This window comes from Hymenobacter sp. DG01 (genome assembly GCF_006352025.1).
Classification (GTDB): domain Bacteria; phylum Bacteroidota; class Bacteroidia; order Cytophagales; family Hymenobacteraceae; genus Hymenobacter.
The window spans coordinates 2,733,011-2,750,726 of the sequence record NZ_CP040936.1 but is presented as its reverse complement, the minus strand read 5'-3'; the positions used below and the strand labels follow the sequence as shown (position 1 = coordinate 2,750,726).

Genomic DNA, 17,716 nt, shown 5'->3' with positions numbered 1-17,716 from the left:
CTGCTACGCCGAAGGCTTCTTGATGCCCAGATACACCAGAATGTCGTCGTACACGCCGCCTTCGTTGGAGTAGAGGGCGTAGTTTTTGGCCGTGGCGAACCACTCGCGGGTACTGGGTTTCACTTTGCCGACGGCCTCCTGAAAGGTAGCCTGCTCCAGGGGCAGGGGCTTGCCGGCTTTCATCGATTCGCGCAGGCGAGCTTCCACAGCCACATCTACCACGGCCTGCAAATCGGCCCCGGAGAAGCCGGCGGTTTGGGCGGCCAGCTTGCGCAGGTTCACGGAAGGGGCTACGGGCTTACCCTGCAGCAGCACTTCCAGCACGGCCTCGCGGGCAGGCTCATCGGGGGGCGTAACCAGCAGAATCCGGTCGAAGCGGCCGGGACGGCGGAAGGCCGAGTCGAGGTGCCAGGGCGCGTTGGTGGCGGCCAGAATCAGTACGCCGTCGTTGGAGCGGGTAGCACCATCCAGCTCCGAGAGAAACTGGTTGATGACGGTGCGGCCCGCGCTCTGGCGCAGGTCGTGGCGGTTGGCAGCCAGGGCATCCACTTCATCAAAAAACAGTACGCACGGAGCCTGCAGACGGGCCTGCTCGAAAATCTGGTGCAGGTTCCGCTCACTGTTGCCCAGCCACATATCCAGAATATCGTTGATGCCGACGTGGATAAAGCTGGCCTGCACCTCGCCGGCCGTAGCGCGGGCCAGGTGGGTTTTGCCGCAGCCGGGCGGGCCGTAGAGCAGCAGCCCACCGCCAGCCGCCTTGCCGTAGGCCTTGTATAGATCCGGAAACTGCAGCGGATGGATAATCTTCAGCCGGATTTCCTCCTTAATGGCCTCCATACCGCCTACATCGGCAAAGGTGATTTTGGGGCGCTCCAGGCCGCTGAACAGGTTTTGCTCCAGACTCCCGAAATCATCGTCGGAGCCGGCAGAGGTGGTGGGGTTGGCGCCGGGGAAAGGGGTAGGGGCACCCCCATGGGCCGGCTGGGCCGTAGCGCCGGCACTGCCGCGCAGGCGGCCGGCCAGCTCCGCGTCTTCCAGGGTGGGGTTATAGTGCAGGGCCGTGTGGTAAGCTTCGCGGGCCGCCGTTACCTGGTCGGTTGTGAGCAGCAGGCGGGCGTGCAGCAGGTGGGCGCGGGCGTGCTCGGGGCGGGCGGCCAGCAGCTCTTCCACCACCACAAACGCCGCCGATGTTTTACTTAGGCTGGCATAGGTTTCAGCCAGACCCAGCTGCAAATCCGGGTCGTCGGGGGCCTGGCGCAGGCCGGTGCGGTAGAGTTCTTCGGCTTCCGGCAGGCGGGCGGCCTGCACCAGCAGGCCTGCCACGTGCTTGCGCAGTGCCAGGTTATCGGGCGAGAAGGATAGGGCTTCCAGCAGCGGTTGAATAGCAGACGGGTCGGGCGTAGCGGGCATAGGTATCCGTACAATAAGTCGATACCTGCAATCTACGCAGATTTAGGCCCCGCCGGAACGACCGCGCCGGGTTCGGGCGTAAAACCGGGGTAGGGCCCTACCCCCCTGCGGGCCGCTAACCTCCCAGCTTGCTCAACACAAACGACACCAGAAAGCCCAGCACCGTAATCAGGCCCGTGAAGTTGTGGGCTACCTCAAAGGCTTCCGGAATCATGGTGTCGGCCACCATAGCCAAAACAGCCCCCGCCGATACGGCCATGGTAGCGGCTATAACCTCCTCCGGAAACCCACTGAACACGGAGTAGCCCACCAGGGAGGCTACCCCCGAAATCAGGGCGATGCCTGCCCAGAGGCCCAGCACGTAGGTGGGGGTGCGGCCGGCCTTGCGCATGCCGGCCGCACTGCTCAGGCCCTCGGGCAGGTTGCTCAGAAAAATGGCCACCACGGCCACCATGCTTACCGCGCCGCCAGCCAGCATGCTCAAGCCAATCACAATGCTTTCGGGAATGCCATCGAGCAGAGCGCCAATAGCCAGGGCCATACCATTGTCGGAACCCGATGTGGAAGCTTCGGTTTGGCCTTCCTGCACGGCCTGGCGCTCCTGTGCCTGGTGCTCGCCGGAGCGTTTGCGGTGCTTGGCGCCATGGCGGGCCAGCAGCCAGTTGGCCAGGGTGTACACGGCGGCGCCACCTACAAAACCACTGGCCGTAGCGCTGAAACCGCCTTTTTTGTAGGCTTCTTCCATTAACTCCAGAGAGAGAGTGGAAATCAGGACGCCACTGCCGAAGGCCATAATGGCCGCAATCAGGCGCTGCGGCACGCGGGCGAAGTAGCCAACGGCCGCGCCCAGCAGCAGGGCCGAGCCCGAAACCAGGCCCCAGAAGCCCGCTACGGCCCAGGTAGGAAAATCAGTCATGCAAAGAGAGGGGAGAGAGAAGGACGGAACCCGGCCAGAAGCCGGAACTGAACCGTTCAACGCAACCCCTCGGCCGAAAGATGCACTTCCCGTTGACTTTCCCTACCCCCGAAACCGGGCCAGTACCGCTTCAAACTCTTCCGACGAGAGGCCGCCTACCTCTACTTTCTTGAATGGCGCGGTATGGCCGCTGAGCAGCGTGAGGCTGGATTTGGCTACCCCGAACACGTCGGCGAGGTAGCCGAGCAGGCAGGCGTTGGCTTTGCCATCCTGGGCGGGGGCGTTCAGGCGCACGGTTACGCTGCCATCGGGGGCAATTTCTAGCTGGTTGCGGCGGCCGTTGGGCTTGGCTTTCAGGTGCAGAACCGGCACGGACTAAGCAGGGTCGTTGTAGGCGTCGTACACGTTCCAGGCCCACAGGGCCACGGGCACGATAATCGTCCAGCTCAGCAGAAAGCCAACCGCTCCGCCCACCAGCCAGATGAAGATGGCCTTCAGAATCTGGCCCTTCACCAGCTGGCTCAAACCGGGGAAGAAAGCGGAAAGCAAAGCAGGCAGGCCGTAGGTCGTTTTCATGGTGCAGAAAGCAGGTAGTTGCGAAAGGAAAGCAAGGTAGAAGAAGTCAGGTATTCACGCGGGCCTGCCCGAAGGGGCAGCGACTCAGTACCACGCACCGGCCGCAGGCGGGCGTATGGAAGTAGCAGCATTTCTGGCCATGAAACATCAGGGCCTCGTGGTGGTCGTACACCTGCTGGGCATCCCAGCCGAGGGGCAGCAGGGCCTCCAGCAGCGCGTGCGCGGGGGCCTCGCCCACCTTCGGGCCAATCAGGCCCAGGCGCTGGGCCACGCGGTGGTGGTGGCTGTCAACGGGCATGGCGGGCCGGCGCAGGGTGCTGAACAGGAGTACGGCGGCGCTGGTTTTGCGGCCTACCCCCGGCAGCTCCTCCAACCAGGCCCGGGCCTCCGGAATGGGCAGCTCGGCCAGAAACTCCAGGTTGCAGGGGCCGCCGCAGCGCTGGCTCACTTCGCGCAGCACCTGCTGCAGGCGGGGCGCTTTCTGCTCGGGCCAGGTACACGGGCTGATGGCTTCCTCCACCTCGGTGGTGGGCGCGTCGCGCACCTGGTCCCAGGTCGGGAAGCGGGCCCGCAGCTGCTCGTAGGCCCGGTGCGAATCCTTGTTGCGGGTGCGGTGCGAAAGCAGGGAGCTAATCAGCTCGCTGAGCGGATCTTTGGAGCTGAAAAACCGGAACGGCGCCCCGTACTCGGTGCACAGCTGCTCGTGCACCCACAGGGCCAGCTCCTGGCGGGCGAAAAAGGTTGGGTCGGGGGCGAGGGGTAGGGAGGATGAAGCCACCCTGTTGCCTACGCAACTTGCCGCCGCCGTGGTTGAGCCTACCGCAAAAAAAAGCCCCGGCCGTGGTAGGCAGGGGCTTTTCGCATCAGTCAGAAGCCGCCAGGGCTACTGGCCCCGGTTGTAGAGCAGAATAGCCTGCTTGATGCTGTTCTGCTGCTTGCCGCCAATTACCAGTGGCACGATGGCCAGCGGAATGGCCGCGTACATCAGCGGCGATATAGAGGCGCCGTTGCTGGTACTGAAGCTGGAGAACACGCCGGCCAGCAGGAGCCCGCCCGCTCCTACGTAGCTTAAGGTGGTCAGGGTCTGGTAGCGGCGGGCATCTGCCAATAGCTGCTGGGCGCCGGGGTTATCGGTAGTAGCCAGCTGCAGGTTGCGTACGCTCAGGTCCTCAATGGGGCCATTGTCTTTGCTGAAGTACTCCTGGCGCACCGTGCGGTAGCCCCCAAACCCACCGTAGCCGCCGTAGGGGTAGCCGTACCCATACCGGCCCATGCCGTAGGGGCTGTAGCCGTACGGACTATTGGTGTACTGCTGGCGCGTGATGGAGTACAGGCTGATGCGACCTACCCGGTCGCGGCGCAGGGTGCTTTCGCGCTTGGAGCGGCCGGGCAGGGTAGTGCGCACATAAAAGCCGGTTTCATCCTCGTAGTAGCGCACGTCGTTTAGGTCGAGGCGCTGCTGCCCATCAACCAGCAAAAAGGTACGGCCCAGGATGGGTTGCTTCAGCTCTACATCGTAGCCGCGCACCACCTGGCCGGTTTTCAGCCCCACGGCGTAGCGGCTGGTATTGGCGGCGGGCAGTGGGCTCGGCACCGGCCGGCGCACCGAGTCGGGGGGGGCCACGGCCGTTGCGGCCGGGGCCGCAGGAGCGGGGGCCGGCTGGGCCGGAGTGGTGGGTGGCGGACCGCCGGGCAGCGTATTCAGCTCGCGCGGGGTTTGTTGGGCCAGGGTGGGTGCGGCTACGGCGCCCAAAAGCAGCAGGACAGGAAGAGAGCGAAACAACATACAGGCAGATAAAGCAATGGAGTCAGCAAAGACGGCCCGAAACGTGAAACCAGGATGAACTACTACCCTGTATGAGTTGGTTGGGCCGTCCCTACCGACGGGTTTTTTTAACAGCCGGTAGCCCCCGAAGGTGCCCGGTGCACGAAGCAAACGAAATAATCCGTTTTGGCTGTATAAGCAGCCTCCCGGGCCGAAAAAGAAGTAGTGCCCCGGTACCTTGCGGCGGCAGAAAGCCCGCTGAGCAAGGGCCTGACTCAGCCCGCCTGATAAAGCCAGGCCCGGGCCGTTTCCAGGTTGCCGAAGTACTCCACGGTAAACGCACTCTGCCCCAGCACCGGGTCCAGAATAGCCCGCACAGAGAGTTGATTAAACATATCAGCCGACACCACGACGGCCACCCGCCGGTAGCCCCGGGCCAGAGCCCGCGGAAAAAAGTCGTCGGTAATCCACTGCTGGTCAGTGCGCAGGATGGTGCGCATCTCACGGGTATCGGCCAGTACCTGCTGCACCCCGTGGCGGCTGAGCAGCTCCAGGGTAGCCTCGTGGGCTTCGCGCAGCAAGGGGCCGGTGGCGAAGCCCGTCCAGGTCTGGTGCAGGCAGCGGCTGGCTGGGTCAAAGAAGATGGTGCAATGTTGATTTTCAAATACCATTTCCATACCCGCCCAAATCAGAAGTAAAAACGTTTACCGCAGTAGCTTTTCCAGTAAATTAATACTGTCCACCATATTGGCGCTGGTTTCAAAATCGAGCGGTTTCAGGATGTAGCCGCTTACTCCCAGGTTCTGGGCGCTGAGCCGGTCCACGTCCATGCCGGAAGTAGTGGTAATGAACACCGGAATGGCGCTTAGCTCCGGGTTGCCCCGAAGCTCGGCCAGAAACTCGTGGCCGTTCATCTTGGGCATGTTCAAATCCAGCAGAATCACCTCCGGCAGGGGCCGGATGGGCTCTACGCCGTTGGTGCCCAGCAACAGGTCCAGCGCCTCCAGGCCATTGAAAGCCATGTACAGCTTGTGCGGAACACTGAATTTTTCAAAGGCCTTCTGGGCCGTCATGGTATCAAAAAAGTCGTCTTCAACCAGTAGTACGGAGCGCATAGGGAAAAGGGGAAGTTAGGGGGCTAGGGTAGGCGGGTGTGAGGGTAGGAGGATTCTGGGATGTGAGAGACAGGAAGGTACGAGGCGCGGGGATAGAAGTATTGTCATCCTTCGTCAGGATGACAAACGGTTCACCCCATCACCTCCTGCCCTGGAAAGCTTCACTTATTTCGGCCAGGTGAAGATGAACGAGGCGCCGGCGCCTTCGGCTGATTCGAGGTGGATGGTGCCCTTTTTTTCTTCGATAATGCGTTTTACGATGCTTAGGCCAATGCCGGTGCTTTCCGCCGTGTGCCGGTCGCGCAGGGTCTGGAACATCAGGAAGATTTTCTGGTGGAACTGTGGGGCAATGCCAGGGCCGTCATCCTGCACCCGGAACTCGTAGCACTCCCCAATGTCCTGGCAGGTTACGGTAATCAGGCCGTCGGGACGGTTGTGGTATTTGGCGGCATTGCCCATTAGGTTGGTGAATACCTGCTGCAGGCTAAGCCGGTCGGTTAGGAAGGTGGGCAGGGGGGTAGGGGTAGCTACCCGGAACGTAGGCGGCACTACCAGCTCCGAAACTTCCTGCACCAGCTGCTGCACGCTCACTTCCTCCAACTGCTGCTCGGTGCGGCCGGCGCGGGCGTAAGCCAGCAGGCCGTTAATCAGGTCTTCAAGGCGGTGCAGTCGGCCTTTCATCATGTCCAGGTACTGGCGCATCTGGGGGCTGAGCTCGTGGGGTAGCTCGTCCTCAATCCATTTCACTACCGTCACTACCCCTCGCAGGGGGGCCTTCAGGTCGTGAGAGGCTACGTAGGCAAACTGGTCCAGCTCGCGGTTACGGTTTTCCAGGGCCGTGAAGCTCGTGTCCAGGGTCTGAGTCATGCGGTTGAGGGCGGTAGCGAGGTTACCCAGGCTGTCCTGCTCCTGGTCGGTAATCTTCACTGAGTAGTCGCCCTCCACTACTTTGTTAGCTAGTGCTTCAATAATGTGAATGCGACGGGCTACTGCATCGTTGCTGCGAGCCAGCTCCTGCTGAAGCTCCTCATTGGCCCGCACCTCTTTCGTGATTTTCCGGAACAGCCACAGCACAATAATGGCTGCCAGCACCGCCGATACCATAATGGCCGCAGGGGTAGTGTTTTCAAAGAAATCCTGCTGCTTCCGCCGCTCTCGCAGCAGCACCTGCTCCTCCGAGTGAATACGGTTCAGCAGGCTTCGGAGCTGCTGCTGTCGGTTCTGGTCGCCGCGTACCAGCTCCCGCACGGCCTCATTGCTCGGGGTGCGTTGGGGCCACTGGTTGAGGTAGGCTATTTCTGCCTCCATGGTCCTATGCAGCGTATCGAGCCGGTCCTGCTGACTGGGGTTATCGAAGGTGAAGCTGCGCAGGAGCTGGTAATCAGCCTCCGACTCGGGTAGCACCCGCCGGAAGCTGGTGAGGGCCGACGTATCATTGAGCAGCAGGTAGCTCCGGATGTGGCTTTGGGCGTCGCGCATGTGGGTGCGCAGGTTGGCCGTACCCTGTAGTACCTGGTAGGTGTGCTCCACCCGCTGCGTGTAGTAGGCCAGCTGCTGAATGCTGTACCACGATACCGCCGAGGTCAGCAGCAGCACGCCCACGGCAATAATGAATCCCAGAATAATTTTCGTGTTTAGCTTAAGCCCCATCGGTGCTGGTCCGGCAAGTGAAATAATACCAGCCGCAAGGTACATGCTGCGGCGCAAGCCCGCATAAACCGTGGGTGTCCCGGGGCGCGGTCCGTATCTTCGCGGCTGGAAAGGTCGGGCCCGCCCGGGCCGCCTTCCGTACCTGCTAGCTCGCCGCCTCATGCCCGACTCCATCACCAGCCCCCAGAATCCGCGCATCAAAAACCTGCTCAAGCTCCAGCAAAAGTCCTCGGAGCGCCGCGCCCAGGGGCTTACCATCATTGAAGGCTTACGGGAGCTGACTATTGCTCACGGCGCGGGGGTAGCAGTGCCGGCCCTGTTTGTGTGCCCCGAGCTGGCCGGGCCGGAACGCCAGCAGCAGTTGCGCGGCCTGTTTGAGGGTAGCCAGACCGAGTGGTTCGAGGTGTCGAAGGCCGTGTTTGAGAAGGTAGCCTACCGCGAAGGCTCCGATGGAGTGCTGGCCCTGGCCGAGCCGCCCCACCGGACACTGGCCCAGCTGGCCCTGCCCGCCGCCCCCCTGCTGCTGGTGCTGGAAGCAGTGGAGAAACCCGGCAACCTGGGGGCCATCCTGCGCACCGCCGACGCGGCCCAGGCCACGGCCGTCATCGTCTGCGACCCGCGCACCGACCTGTTCAACCCCAACGCCATCCGCAGCAGCATCGGCTGCTCGTTTACGGTGCCCACCATTGCCACCACCCGCCCCGAGCTGCTGGCCTGGTGCCGCCAGCACGGCATCCGGACCTACGCCGCCGCCCTCACCGATAAAGCGGTGCCCTACACCACCTGCGACTTCCGCGGCCCCACAGCTCTGGTGATGGGCACCGAAGCCGATGGCCTCACGCCCGAGCTGATGCAGGCCTGCGACCAGACCATCATCATTCCCATGCGCGGGGCCATCGACTCGCTGAACGTAAGCACGGCTACCGCCATTCTTACTTTTGAGGCGGTGCGCCAACGGGAGGCGTAAGGCGCTGGTTGTACTCCGCAGTTACCGTCTGCAGGTAGGGCATGAGCAGGGCCGGGGTTACCTGGCGGGGTAGCTGGCGGCTGGCCCGATACTGCCGGATGGTGTGGTATAGCTGCTTGCGGTTCCAAACGGTCGTCTTGCCAAAGCCAAACGCCGACACACCCAGCAGGCTAAAGGCCACGGGCGCTACCCAGGGGTCGTAGTAGTAAGAGCTGTAGTTGGGAGCCACGCCGCCCGTGCGCGGATCGGGGTTGTAGTGCTTGCCCAGCACGCTCACAATGGGCACCGGAGCCCCGGCAAACTGCATAATCCGGAGGCCGGTTTTCCACTTGGCGAAATAAAGCCGGATGACGGCCCGAGCCGTGTCGTTGAAGCCGTAAGTTTCCTCGAAGCCGCGGACCGTGAGGCGGTATTCATAAGGAGCGGCCGTGGGCGTCATGGCCGCGGCGGTAGCGGCCGCGTCCTGAGCGTGTGCGGCGGCAAAGCTTGTAAAAACCAGAGGGGTAGCAATAAGTACACGTTTCAGCACAGGCACCAAATTCAGGGTATAAGAAGAAAAAAGCCCGCTCAGCTTCCGTACGGACGGCTGAAGCGGGCCTACCCCTCAAAAGTACCAGAAGCCTTGCTGTCGTGCAATACAGCGCCGCCCGCTACCCAGCCGACACCTGGTAAGAACTGACTGGCAGCGGGAACAGTGTCATGGAGCAGGCAGTGGCAGTGCCTACGCTTCCGCTGAATGCCATACCAGCTTACCGGCGCAGGCGGTAGCTGCCGCATTCAGCTCGTCATCAAACAGCCAGAAGTCGGCGGAATAGCCGGTTTCCAGGTAGCCCAGCTGGTCATCGAGGCCCAGCAGGCGGGCGGGGTAGAGAGAGGCCATCCGCAGTGCTTCGGCCAGAGGCAGGCCTACCTGCTCCACGCAGTTGCGCACGGCTAGGGGTAGGGTCAGGGCCGAGCCGGCCAGCGTGCCCTGCTCATCCACGAAATGGTTGCCCTGGCGCCGGAAGCGGTAAGCGCCCTGCTGGCTTTCGGTCACGGCATCGGTAATCAGAAATAGCCGCTCCCCCAGTAGCTTCTTGCTGATGCGCACGGCGGCAAAATCGCAGTGCACCCCGTCGGCAATAATGCTGGCCTGCGCTGCGGCATCGTCGTACACGGCCCCAACCAGGCCCGGCTCGCGCCCCTGTAGCCCCGACATGGCGTTGAACAGGTGGGTAGCTGCTCCAAAACCCGTGCGGAAGCCTTCGGTAGCCTGGGTGTAGGTGGCGTTGGAGTGGCCCGCCGACAACACCACGCCCGCCTCGCGCAGCCGGGCTACTACGGCGGGGGTAGCAACTTCGGGGGCCAGGGTCATTATTTTCAACACCCCATTGGCCCGCTTCAGCAGCTCTTCAATTTCTGCTACCGTGGGGGCCTGAATAAACTCTGGCTGGTGAGCACCTTTTTTGGCGGGGTTGATATAGGGCCCTTCCAGGTGAATGCCCAGCAGCCCCGGCTGCTCGCGCCGGAACTCCTGCCCTGCCTCCAGGGCCGCATGCATCATACTAAGCGAGTTGGTGGGCATGGTGGCGAGCACGCCCGTGGTGCCGTGCCGAAAGGCATGCCGGGTAAGGGCCCGCAAAGCCTCCGGACCGGGGGCCACCGAGAAAAGCTGGCCCTCAGCCCCGTACACCTGGGCATCGAGCAAACTGGGCGCTACATTCAGGCCGCGGCCATCTACCACCGGCACGTCGTCGGGGGCTACCAGTTCGGGTAGGATGGCCTTAATCCGGCCTTCCTCGACCAGCAGAGCATGATGGTGGAGCACCGTAGTGCCTGTATAGAGGGTGCAGTTGCGAAGAAGATAGCGCACAGGTTGGGAGAGGGGAATGCTGGCAGAAGACATACGGCAAAGCTCCGGAAGATGCTGCACTTCCGCACCGGAAGAAAATGCCCGCCAGCCAACTTCAACCCAACGCGCCTACCCCGGCTGCGTACCACAACCCACGGTGCCGCTGTCGGTATTGTGCGTTTTCGCCTGTTTCGCCGCTGCCCGCCTATCCACTCTATTCCTCATGTATGCAGACTGAGCACCGTACTTTTCACGTTCAGGGCCATGTGCAGGGCGTATTCTACCGCCAAAGCACCCGTACCGAAGCCCGCCGACTGGGCCTGACCGGCACCGTCCGCAACAACCCCGATGGCTCCGTGACCGTGGAAGCCGAAGGCCCTGCGGAAGCCCTGAGCGCCCTGGAGCACTGGTGCCGGCAGGGGCCGCCTGCCGCGCGGGTAGAGTTGGTAGAGGCCCGGTCTGGACCGGTGCAGGGCTACCGCGAGTTTGAAATTATCCGGGGGGAATAAGATGATGAAATACTGGCTTTACCTGCTGCTGGCCATCCTGGCCGAAACGGCCGCTACCACCGCCCTGAAAGCCTCCGAGCAGTTTACCCGCCTCTGGCCCAGTGTGGTGGTAGTGGTGGGCTACGGCTTTGCTTTCTACTTTCTGAGCCTGACTCTGAAAAGCATCCCGATGGGGGTGGCCTACGCGGTGTGGTCGGGTATTGGCATTGTGCTGATTACGCTGGCGGGGGTAGTGTTTTACCGGCAGGTTCCGGATGTGCCCGCTCTTATCGGTCTGGCCCTGATTCTGGCTGGCGTTGTCGTTATCAACGTCTTCTCCAAAACCGGGGCTCACTAACCATTCCTTGGCCTACCCCTGAACGTAAAAGCAAAAAGGCGCGACCCAGGGGCCGCGCCTTTTTGTATGTGAATCCTGGTGGGTGGGGTTGAGTTTGACAATCAAACCAACCGTCAGAATTCGCAGATTTAGTCAACTTTCTTGGCTGAGCGCAGACGCTCGTTCTCGTCGAGCAGGATCTTACGCATCCGCACCGATTTCGGCGTTACTTCCAGGTACTCATCCTTCTGGATGTATTCCATGGCTTCTTCCAGCGAGAACTGACGTTTGGGCACGATTTTCACGTTTTCATCCGAGCCCGAAGCACGCATGTTCGTGAGCTTCTTGCCTTTCTGGATGTTGATGGTCAAGTCGTTGGGGCGGGTATGCTCCCCAATAACCTGGCCGGCGTACACTTCCTCGCCCGGATCAACGAAGAACTCGCCGCGGTCCTGCATCTTGTCGATGGTGTAAGCGGTGCCGGGGCCCGTCTCCATCGAAATCAGCGAACCGGAGATACGACCCGGAATCACGCCTTTGTAGGGCTCGTAAGCCGAGAAGCGGTGGTTCATGATGGCCTCACCAGCAGTGGCAGTCAGCACGTTGTTGCGCAGGCCAATCAAGCCACGGGCCGGAATATTGAACTCCAGGTGCTGCAGGTCGCCTTTCGGCTCCATGATGGTCAGCTCGCCTTTGCGCATGGTCACCAGCTCGATAACCTTACCAGCGGTTTCTTCCGGCACATCCACTACCAGGTGCTCGATGGGCTCCAGGCGGTTGCCTTCTTCGTCCTCGCGGAACAGTACCTGGGGCTGGCCTACCTGCAGCTCGAACCCTTCGCGACGCATGGTCTCGATGAGTACCGACAAGTGAAGAATACCCCGGCCGTACACCAGGAAGGTGTCTTCACGGTCGGTTTCCTTTACGCGCAGGGCCAGGTTTTTCTCGGTTTCCTTGAACAGACGGTCACGCAGGTGGCGCGAGGTCACGAACTTACCTTCCTTACCGAAGAACGGCGAGTTGTTGATGGTGAACAGCATGTTCATCGTCGGCTCGTCGATGCTGATGGTCGGCAGGGCTTCGGGGTTTTCGGCGTCGGCGAGGGTGTCGCCAATGTCAAAGCCTTCGATGCCGGTCACGGCGCAAATTTCGCCGGAGCTAACCTCTGCTACCTTGTTCTTGCCCAGGCCTTCGAACACCTGCAGCTCCTTGATCTTCACCTTTTTGATGGTGCCGTCGCGCTTGATCAGGCTCATGTTGGCGCCTTCACGCAGCGTACCGCGGTGCACACGGCCGATGGCGATACGACCCACGAACGAGGAGTAGTCGAGCGAGGTAACCTGCATCTGTGGGGTACCATCCAGCTGCGGAGCGGCCGGAATAGATTCCACCACGGCGTCGAGCAGCGGAATGATGCTGTCAGTTTTTACTTTCCAGTCGGTGCTCATCCAGCCCTGCTTCGAGGAACCGTACAGCGTCACGAAGTCCAGCTGATCTTCGGTGGCACCCAGGTTGAACATCAGGTCGAAAACCTGCTCGTGCACCTCGTCTGGGCGGCAGTTTTCCTTGTCCACTTTGTTCACCACCACAATGGGCTTCAGGCCCAGGTCAATGGCTTTGCCCAGTACGAAGCGCGTCTGGGGCATGGCGCCTTCGAAGGCATCCACGAGCAGCAATACGCCGTCGGCCATCTTCAGTACACGCTCCACCTCGCCGCCGAAGTCGGCGTGACCAGGGGTGTCGATGATGTTGATTTTTACGTCTTTGTATCGTACCGATACGTTTTTGGAGACGATAGTAATGCCCCGCTCACGCTCCAGATCATTGTTATCCAGAATCAGGTCGTCGAACTGCTGGTGTTCGTCGAAAAGCTTCGAGGCGTGAATGATCTTGTCCACCAGCGTAGTCTTGCCGTGGTCAACGTGCGCAATAATGGCGATATTCCGAATGTTCTGCATACAAAGGGTTTTCCGGGCGCAAAGGTACGGAATGTTTGGCGCAATAACTCGCAGTAATTAATTGTTAATGAGAGAGGAAGAAACTGCGAGTGAGAAAACAGACAACTCATTGGGTAGCTGCAGTTCCCGAAAGCATAGAAGAATAGCTATGCAGCGCAGGTACCGGGGCTTGCCCACTGTCGCGGCAGCTTTAAGGAGCTTTCTATCCAGTAAAGGGGTAGGAAGACGTTCCGCTAGGCACCAGGCGTCTCCCTGTGGGTTCGTAGCCAGTCAGCCAGAAATATGCACTGGCTCACTGGGCGCTTCTACTTTTGCGGGTAGGAGCGTTGGCAAATCCAACCCAGCGGCTCGTTTCGTTTGTTGGTGTCCCGAGGCATATGCTGTGGGGCACTGTTTCTGTTTCTCTATGTCAACCCAGGTTTATTCCGATTCCATTGCCGAGCTGCAGGCCGCACTAAGCCCGGCCCGGGAGCAGCTTGTAGCGCACGGTGTGTACCATTCGCTGCACTCCCTCTCCGATTTGCGTGTGTTCATGCAGCACCACGTATTTGCCGTGTGGGATTTTATGTCGCTGCTGAAGGCCCTGCAGCGGGAGCTTACTTGCGTGGAGGTGCCCTGGGTGCCGCGCGGCAACCCTGCTACCCGCCGCCTCATCAACGATATTGTGCTGGAAGAGGAGACGGATGTGGACCCCGAAGGCAACCCCGCCAGCCATTTCGAGCTGTATTTGCGCTCCATGCGTGAGTGCGGCGCCGATACCGCGCCCATTGAGCGGCTACTGGCTGCTTTGGCGGCGGGCGATACGGTAGGGGAGGCCCTGGTGAAAGCGCAGGCCCCGGCTTCCGTGCAGGAGTTCGTGCTGGATACCTTCCGCATCATCGAATCAGGGAAGCCGCACGCGGTGGCCGCAGCCTTCACCTTTGGTCGGGAAGATGTTATTCCGGACATGTTCCGCCACTTGGTGCACGATCTGCGTCAGCGCTTCCCTGGCCAGCTCGACACCTTTACGTACTACCTAGACCGCCATATCCAGCTGGATGAAGAGGTGCACACCCCCTTGGCCCAGCAGATGGTGCGCGAGCTATGTGGCACCGATGCCCAGCGCTGGCAGGAAAGCCGCGCAGTGGCAGTCCGCTGCATGCAGGCCCGCGTGGCGCTCTGGGACGGCATCCGAGCCGATTTAGCCCAAACGCGGGGGTAGGGCCAACCTCCCGACCGCCAGTTCGTTAGCAAAGAAGCCGGCCCGCGTGGGCTGGCTTCTTCTGTTACAGCCATGAGCCTGCCTTCCTATATCTGCCGTTTTGCCCTGCCCGTGCTGGCCGTACTGGCAGCGTGCACTACCTCCCAGGAAACCACCGGCGAAGAAAGCGCCGTGCGGAGGCCGCCCACCCGCATTCTTACCGATGCCGACCGCCAGGCCGCCTACAACAGCAACGCCGGCTACGGCGGCTCCGTGCCCGATGCTACCCCCGGCCGTGTGCCTTTGGGTGAGCAGGCCAGCGGCATCAACTCCCGCAAGCGCCCCGAAAGCCTCAACACCAACGACAACAATACCACCTCACCCGAAACTCGCCTGCGCCGCCTCAACGGGGCCCCCGCCGATACCCTGCGCCTACCCCCGCAATAGGCCGCTAAGTGCCTTGGCCTCCCAGCCGGGTAGGAAACCCACTTAAACAAACAGGCCCACTGCGCTGGCAGCGGGCCTGTTTTACTGTTTTAAGGCAGAGTACAAGCCGCCCTTACAGTCCTACCTCATTGACGCTCGATTCATTATCGGGGGTAGGGGAAGGCGTGCTGGCAGAGGGGGCCGGCTTTTTAACCGGGGGCCGAGAACGGCTGGGCTGCGGCCGCGCAGCCGTGGGCGAAACTTTGGCAGCCGGTTTAGGCGCGGCCGGGCGACTGGGGCGCGAAGCCGGGGCGGCTATCGGGGGCGCTTCGGGTAGGTTGGTGGTAGCCGTGGAGGGCTCCGTCAGCGTGGAAATACTGTCGGAGGCGCCAGGAGTGCCCGTTTCGTGGTGGCGCACAATGGTGTGCAGGGCTTCTTCAAATAAGTGCTCAATGTCCACGTCGAGGCGGCGGGTAGCATCTTTCACTACTTCCTTTAGCTTGGCCTTGGTTTCCTTCCGAATGCGCTTCACCACTTCGTCAATGCGCTCATCGAGTCGCTTCTGCAGGTGCTTAGCCGCAGTTTTAAGGGCCTTTTTCTGGCTGACTTTCTTGCTGGCCCGCGCCTCCGTAAGGGTAGAAGAAGCTGATTCGGCAGCTTTGGCAGCTTTGCGCTGCGCCTTTTCAGCCGGGTCTTTCGCCGTTTTTTCCTTCTTGGCAGGTTTTTCCTGTTTCTGATTTTTCATAGTGCAAGCGTTAGTGAGGAGGTGCGCCTTCAAATACGGCAGAACTCTACTATAAGTGGCTAGAAGCAAGGACAGATTTTCGTGCTGGGTTGTTTTAAGGCAGCTGCAGTATCCTGATTAGCTCCAGCAATTGGACGGCTGGGCAGGTTTGCGCCCCGGCCGGGGGTAGGGGGCTGGCCGTAAGAGCGGATAAGCCGGATTCCTCTTTTTACTTGTTCCTTTGCACTCCCATTGCCCGCCGGTTAGGTTGGGTTTCGTCCTGAAAATCTGATTTTCGCTTTCTATATGTCTTCTGCTCCCCAACGCTACACCGTTACGGCGGCCCTGCCCTACGCCAACGGTCCGGTGCACATTGGCCACCTGGCCGGCGTGTACATTCCTGCCGATATCTACGCCCGCTACTTGCGCGCCCAGCAGCGCGATGTGAAATTCGTGTGCGGCTCCGACGAGCACGGGGTGCCCATTACCATTCGGGCCCAGAAGGAAGGCGTAACGCCCCAGCAGGTGGTGGACAAGTACAACGCCATCATCCGCGACTCCTTCCAGGATTTCGGCATCTCCTTCGATATCTATTCTCGCACCTCCTCCCAAACGCACGCCCAGGTTGCCAGCGGCTTTTTCCGCAAGCTCTACGAGGAAGGCAAGTTCATTGAGCAAACCTCGCAGCAATACTATGACGAGAAAGCCGATCAGTTTCTGGCCGACCGCTACATTGTGGGTACCTGCCCCAACTGCGGCAACGAAAATGCCTACGGCGACCAGTGCGAGAAATGCGGCACCTCGCTCAGCCCTACGGAGCTGATCAACCCGCGCTCCATGCTCTCGGGCAACCAGCCGGTGCTGCGCGAAACCAAGCACTGGTACCTGCCCCTGGACCAGTACGAGCCCTGGCTGCGCGAGTGGATTGTGGAAGGCCACAAGCAAGACTGGAAAGCCAACGTGTACGGACAGTGTAAATCCTGGATCGACCAAGGCCTGCAGCCTCGCGCCGTAACCCGCGACCTGGACTGGGGTGTGCCCGTGCCGGTAGAAGGGGCCGAGGGCAAAGTGCTCTACGTGTGGTTCGATGCGCCCATCGGCTACATTTCGGCAACCAAAGACCTGCTGCCTGACACCTGGGAAACCTACTGGAAAGACCAGGGCACCAAGCTGGTGCACTTCATTGGGAAGGACAACATCGTGTTCCACTGCATCATCTTCCCGGCGATGCTCAAGGCCCACGGCGACTACATCCTGCCCGATAACGTGCCCGCCAACGAGTTCCTGAACCTGGAAGGCGACAAGATTTCCACGAGCCGCAACTGGGCCGTGTGGCTGCACGAGTACCTGCAGGATTTCCCCGGCCAAGCCGACGTGCTGCGCTACGTGCTCTGCGCCAATGCCCCCGAAAACAAAGACAACGACTTCACCTGGAAGGATTTTCAGGCTCGCAACAACAACGAGCTTGTAGCCAACCTGGGCAACTTCGTGAATCGGGCCGTGGTACTCACCCATAAGTTCTTCGAGGGCAAAGTGCCCGCCGCCGTAGGCTTTACCACCGAGGACGAGGACGTGCTGCGCCAGCTCAGTGAGTTCCCGGCGCGCATCGGGGAGCTGATTGACAATTACCGCTTCCGCGATGCGCTGAACGAGCTGATGAACCTCTCGCGCCTGGGCAACAAGTACCTGGCCGATATGGAGCCCTGGAAGCTCATCAAGAAGGATGCGGCGCGCACGGGAACCGTGCTGCATGTATCCCTGCAGCTGGCCGCCAGTCTGGTCACGCTGCTGGAGCCCTTCCTGCCCACTGCCGCTGCCCGCCTCGGCGCTATGCTCAACACCGAGAAAGGTACCTGGCCGCAAGCCGCCCGCCCCGATTTGCTGGCCCCCGGACACCAGCTGGCCGAAGCCGCGCTGCTGTTCACAAAAATTGAAGACGCCACGGTAGAGGCGCAGGTGCAGAAGCTCCTCGACACCAAGAAAGCCAACGAGCTGGCCGCTGCTGTTTCAGCCCCCGCCAAGGACGACGTCAGCTTCGAGCAGTTCCAGCAGATGGATTTGCGCGTGGGCACCATCGTTGCCGCCGAGAAAGTCGCCAAAACCAAGAAGCTCCTGAAACTAAGCGTTGACCTCGGTTTCGAGGAGCCGCGCACCATCGTGTCGGGCATTGCGGAGCACTTCCTGCCCGAAGCCCTCATCGGTCAGCAGGTGCAGGTGCTACTCAACCTAGCTCCCCGCGAAATCAAAGGCATCCAAAGCCAGGGCATGCTCCTGATGGCCGAAAACGCCGACGGCTCCCTGAGCCTGATGCAGCCCAGCAGCCCCGTGCGGCCGGGCTCCGGCGTGGCGTAGTGGCAACGTTGTCATGGC

Annotated in this window: 19 protein-coding genes; 6 read left to right on the top strand and 13 right to left on the bottom strand. The window is 61.2% G+C overall.

Annotation, left to right across the window (positions count from 1 at the left end):
* Positions 1-3: 3 nt before the first annotated feature.
* The 9 genes from FGZ14_RS11615 to FGZ14_RS11575 form a co-directional block, all read right to left on the bottom strand.
* Positions 4-1,413: a 26S protease regulatory subunit gene (locus tag FGZ14_RS11615; protein WP_139924424.1), complete on the bottom strand. Its 1,410-nt coding sequence runs from the start codon at positions 1,411-1,413 to the stop codon at positions 4-6.
* Between the two features lie 115 nt (positions 1,414-1,528).
* Positions 1,529-2,329 (bottom strand): ZIP family metal transporter, encoded by an 801-nt coding sequence (locus FGZ14_RS11610; RefSeq protein WP_139924423.1) that lies wholly within the window; start codon positions 2,327-2,329, stop codon positions 1,529-1,531.
* Positions 2,330-2,431: 102 nt separating this feature from the next.
* Positions 2,432-2,701: a DUF167 domain-containing protein gene (locus tag FGZ14_RS11605; RefSeq protein ID WP_139924422.1), complete on the bottom strand. Its 270-nt coding sequence runs from the start codon at positions 2,699-2,701 to the stop codon at positions 2,432-2,434.
* 3 nt (positions 2,702-2,704) lie between these two features.
* The gene (locus FGZ14_RS11600) at positions 2,705-2,905 is read right to left on the bottom strand and encodes a hypothetical protein (RefSeq protein ID WP_139924421.1); all 201 of its coding nucleotides are present in this window, start codon (positions 2,903-2,905) and stop codon (positions 2,705-2,707) included.
* Positions 2,906-2,951: 46 nt separating this feature from the next.
* On the bottom strand, positions 2,952-3,683 hold the full coding sequence (gene nth / locus FGZ14_RS11595; RefSeq protein ID WP_257883212.1) for an endonuclease III: 732 nt from the start codon (positions 3,681-3,683) through the stop codon (positions 2,952-2,954).
* 105 nt (positions 3,684-3,788) lie between these two features.
* On the bottom strand, positions 3,789-4,691 hold the full coding sequence (locus tag FGZ14_RS11590) for a hypothetical protein (protein ID WP_139924420.1): 903 nt from the start codon (positions 4,689-4,691) through the stop codon (positions 3,789-3,791).
* A 254-nt stretch (positions 4,692-4,945) separates the two neighbouring features.
* A complete protein-coding gene (locus tag FGZ14_RS11585; protein WP_139924419.1) occupies positions 4,946-5,347 on the bottom strand; it encodes an STAS/SEC14 domain-containing protein in 402 nt (133 codons plus the stop codon).
* A 27-nt stretch (positions 5,348-5,374) separates the two neighbouring features.
* Entirely contained in the window at positions 5,375-5,785 is a 411-nt protein-coding gene (locus FGZ14_RS11580) for a response regulator (RefSeq protein WP_139924418.1), read from the bottom strand.
* A gap of 165 nt (positions 5,786-5,950) precedes the next feature.
* The gene (locus FGZ14_RS11575; RefSeq protein WP_180754334.1) at positions 5,951-7,435 is read right to left on the bottom strand and encodes an ATP-binding protein; all 1,485 of its coding nucleotides are present in this window, start codon (positions 7,433-7,435) and stop codon (positions 5,951-5,953) included.
* Positions 7,436-7,595: 160 nt separating this feature from the next.
* Between FGZ14_RS11575 and FGZ14_RS11570 the strand changes: the two genes are divergently transcribed.
* Positions 7,596-8,402: an RNA methyltransferase gene (locus FGZ14_RS11570; protein ID WP_139924416.1), complete on the top strand. Its 807-nt coding sequence runs from the start codon at positions 7,596-7,598 to the stop codon at positions 8,400-8,402.
* Here the strand turns inward: FGZ14_RS11570 and FGZ14_RS11565 are convergent.
* Positions 8,368-8,931, bottom strand: a complete 564-nt coding sequence (locus tag FGZ14_RS11565; protein ID WP_139924415.1) for a hypothetical protein — start codon at positions 8,929-8,931, stop codon at positions 8,368-8,370. The two genes, FGZ14_RS11570 and FGZ14_RS11565, sit on opposite strands and share 35 nt — an antisense overlap.
* A 192-nt stretch (positions 8,932-9,123) precedes the next feature.
* Positions 9,124-10,254 (bottom strand): N-acetylglucosamine-6-phosphate deacetylase, encoded by a 1,131-nt coding sequence (gene nagA, locus FGZ14_RS11560; RefSeq protein WP_180754333.1) that lies wholly within the window; start codon positions 10,252-10,254, stop codon positions 9,124-9,126.
* Between the two features lie 206 nt (positions 10,255-10,460).
* Between nagA and FGZ14_RS11555 the strand changes: the two genes are divergently transcribed.
* Together FGZ14_RS11555 and FGZ14_RS11550 are read left to right on the top strand one after the other, a co-directional pair.
* A complete protein-coding gene (locus tag FGZ14_RS11555) occupies positions 10,461-10,742 on the top strand; it encodes an acylphosphatase (protein ID WP_139924411.1) in 282 nt (93 codons plus the stop codon).
* Between the two features lie 4 nt (positions 10,743-10,746).
* Entirely contained in the window at positions 10,747-11,079 is a 333-nt protein-coding gene (locus tag FGZ14_RS11550) for a multidrug efflux SMR transporter (protein ID WP_139926095.1), read from the top strand.
* 128 nt (positions 11,080-11,207) lie between these two features.
* Here the strand turns inward: FGZ14_RS11550 and typA are convergent, their stop codons facing one another.
* Positions 11,208-13,016 carry a translational GTPase TypA gene (gene typA / locus FGZ14_RS11545; RefSeq protein WP_139924409.1) on the bottom strand — a complete coding sequence of 603 codons (1,809 nt, stop codon included), beginning with the start codon at positions 13,014-13,016 and terminating at the stop codon, positions 11,208-11,210.
* A gap of 406 nt (positions 13,017-13,422) precedes the next feature.
* Here typA and FGZ14_RS11540 point away from each other — a divergent pair, with 406 nt between their 5' ends.
* Positions 13,423-14,217, top strand: a complete 795-nt coding sequence (locus FGZ14_RS11540) for a DUF3050 domain-containing protein (RefSeq protein ID WP_139924408.1) — start codon at positions 13,423-13,425, stop codon at positions 14,215-14,217.
* Positions 14,218-14,289: 72 nt separating this feature from the next.
* Positions 14,290-14,643 carry a hypothetical protein gene (locus tag FGZ14_RS11535; RefSeq protein ID WP_139924406.1) on the top strand — a complete coding sequence of 118 codons (354 nt, stop codon included), beginning with the start codon at positions 14,290-14,292 and terminating at the stop codon, positions 14,641-14,643.
* A gap of 112 nt (positions 14,644-14,755) precedes the next feature.
* Here the strand turns inward: FGZ14_RS11535 and FGZ14_RS11530 are convergent, their stop codons facing one another.
* Positions 14,756-15,367 (bottom strand): hypothetical protein, encoded by a 612-nt coding sequence (locus tag FGZ14_RS11530; protein WP_139924404.1) that lies wholly within the window; start codon positions 15,365-15,367, stop codon positions 14,756-14,758.
* Positions 15,368-15,652: 285 nt separating this feature from the next.
* Between FGZ14_RS11530 and metG the strand changes: the two genes are divergently transcribed.
* Positions 15,653-17,698, top strand: a complete 2,046-nt coding sequence (gene metG / locus FGZ14_RS11525) for a methionine--tRNA ligase (RefSeq protein ID WP_139924402.1) — start codon at positions 15,653-15,655, stop codon at positions 17,696-17,698.
* The last annotated feature ends 18 nt before the right edge of the window (positions 17,699-17,716 follow it).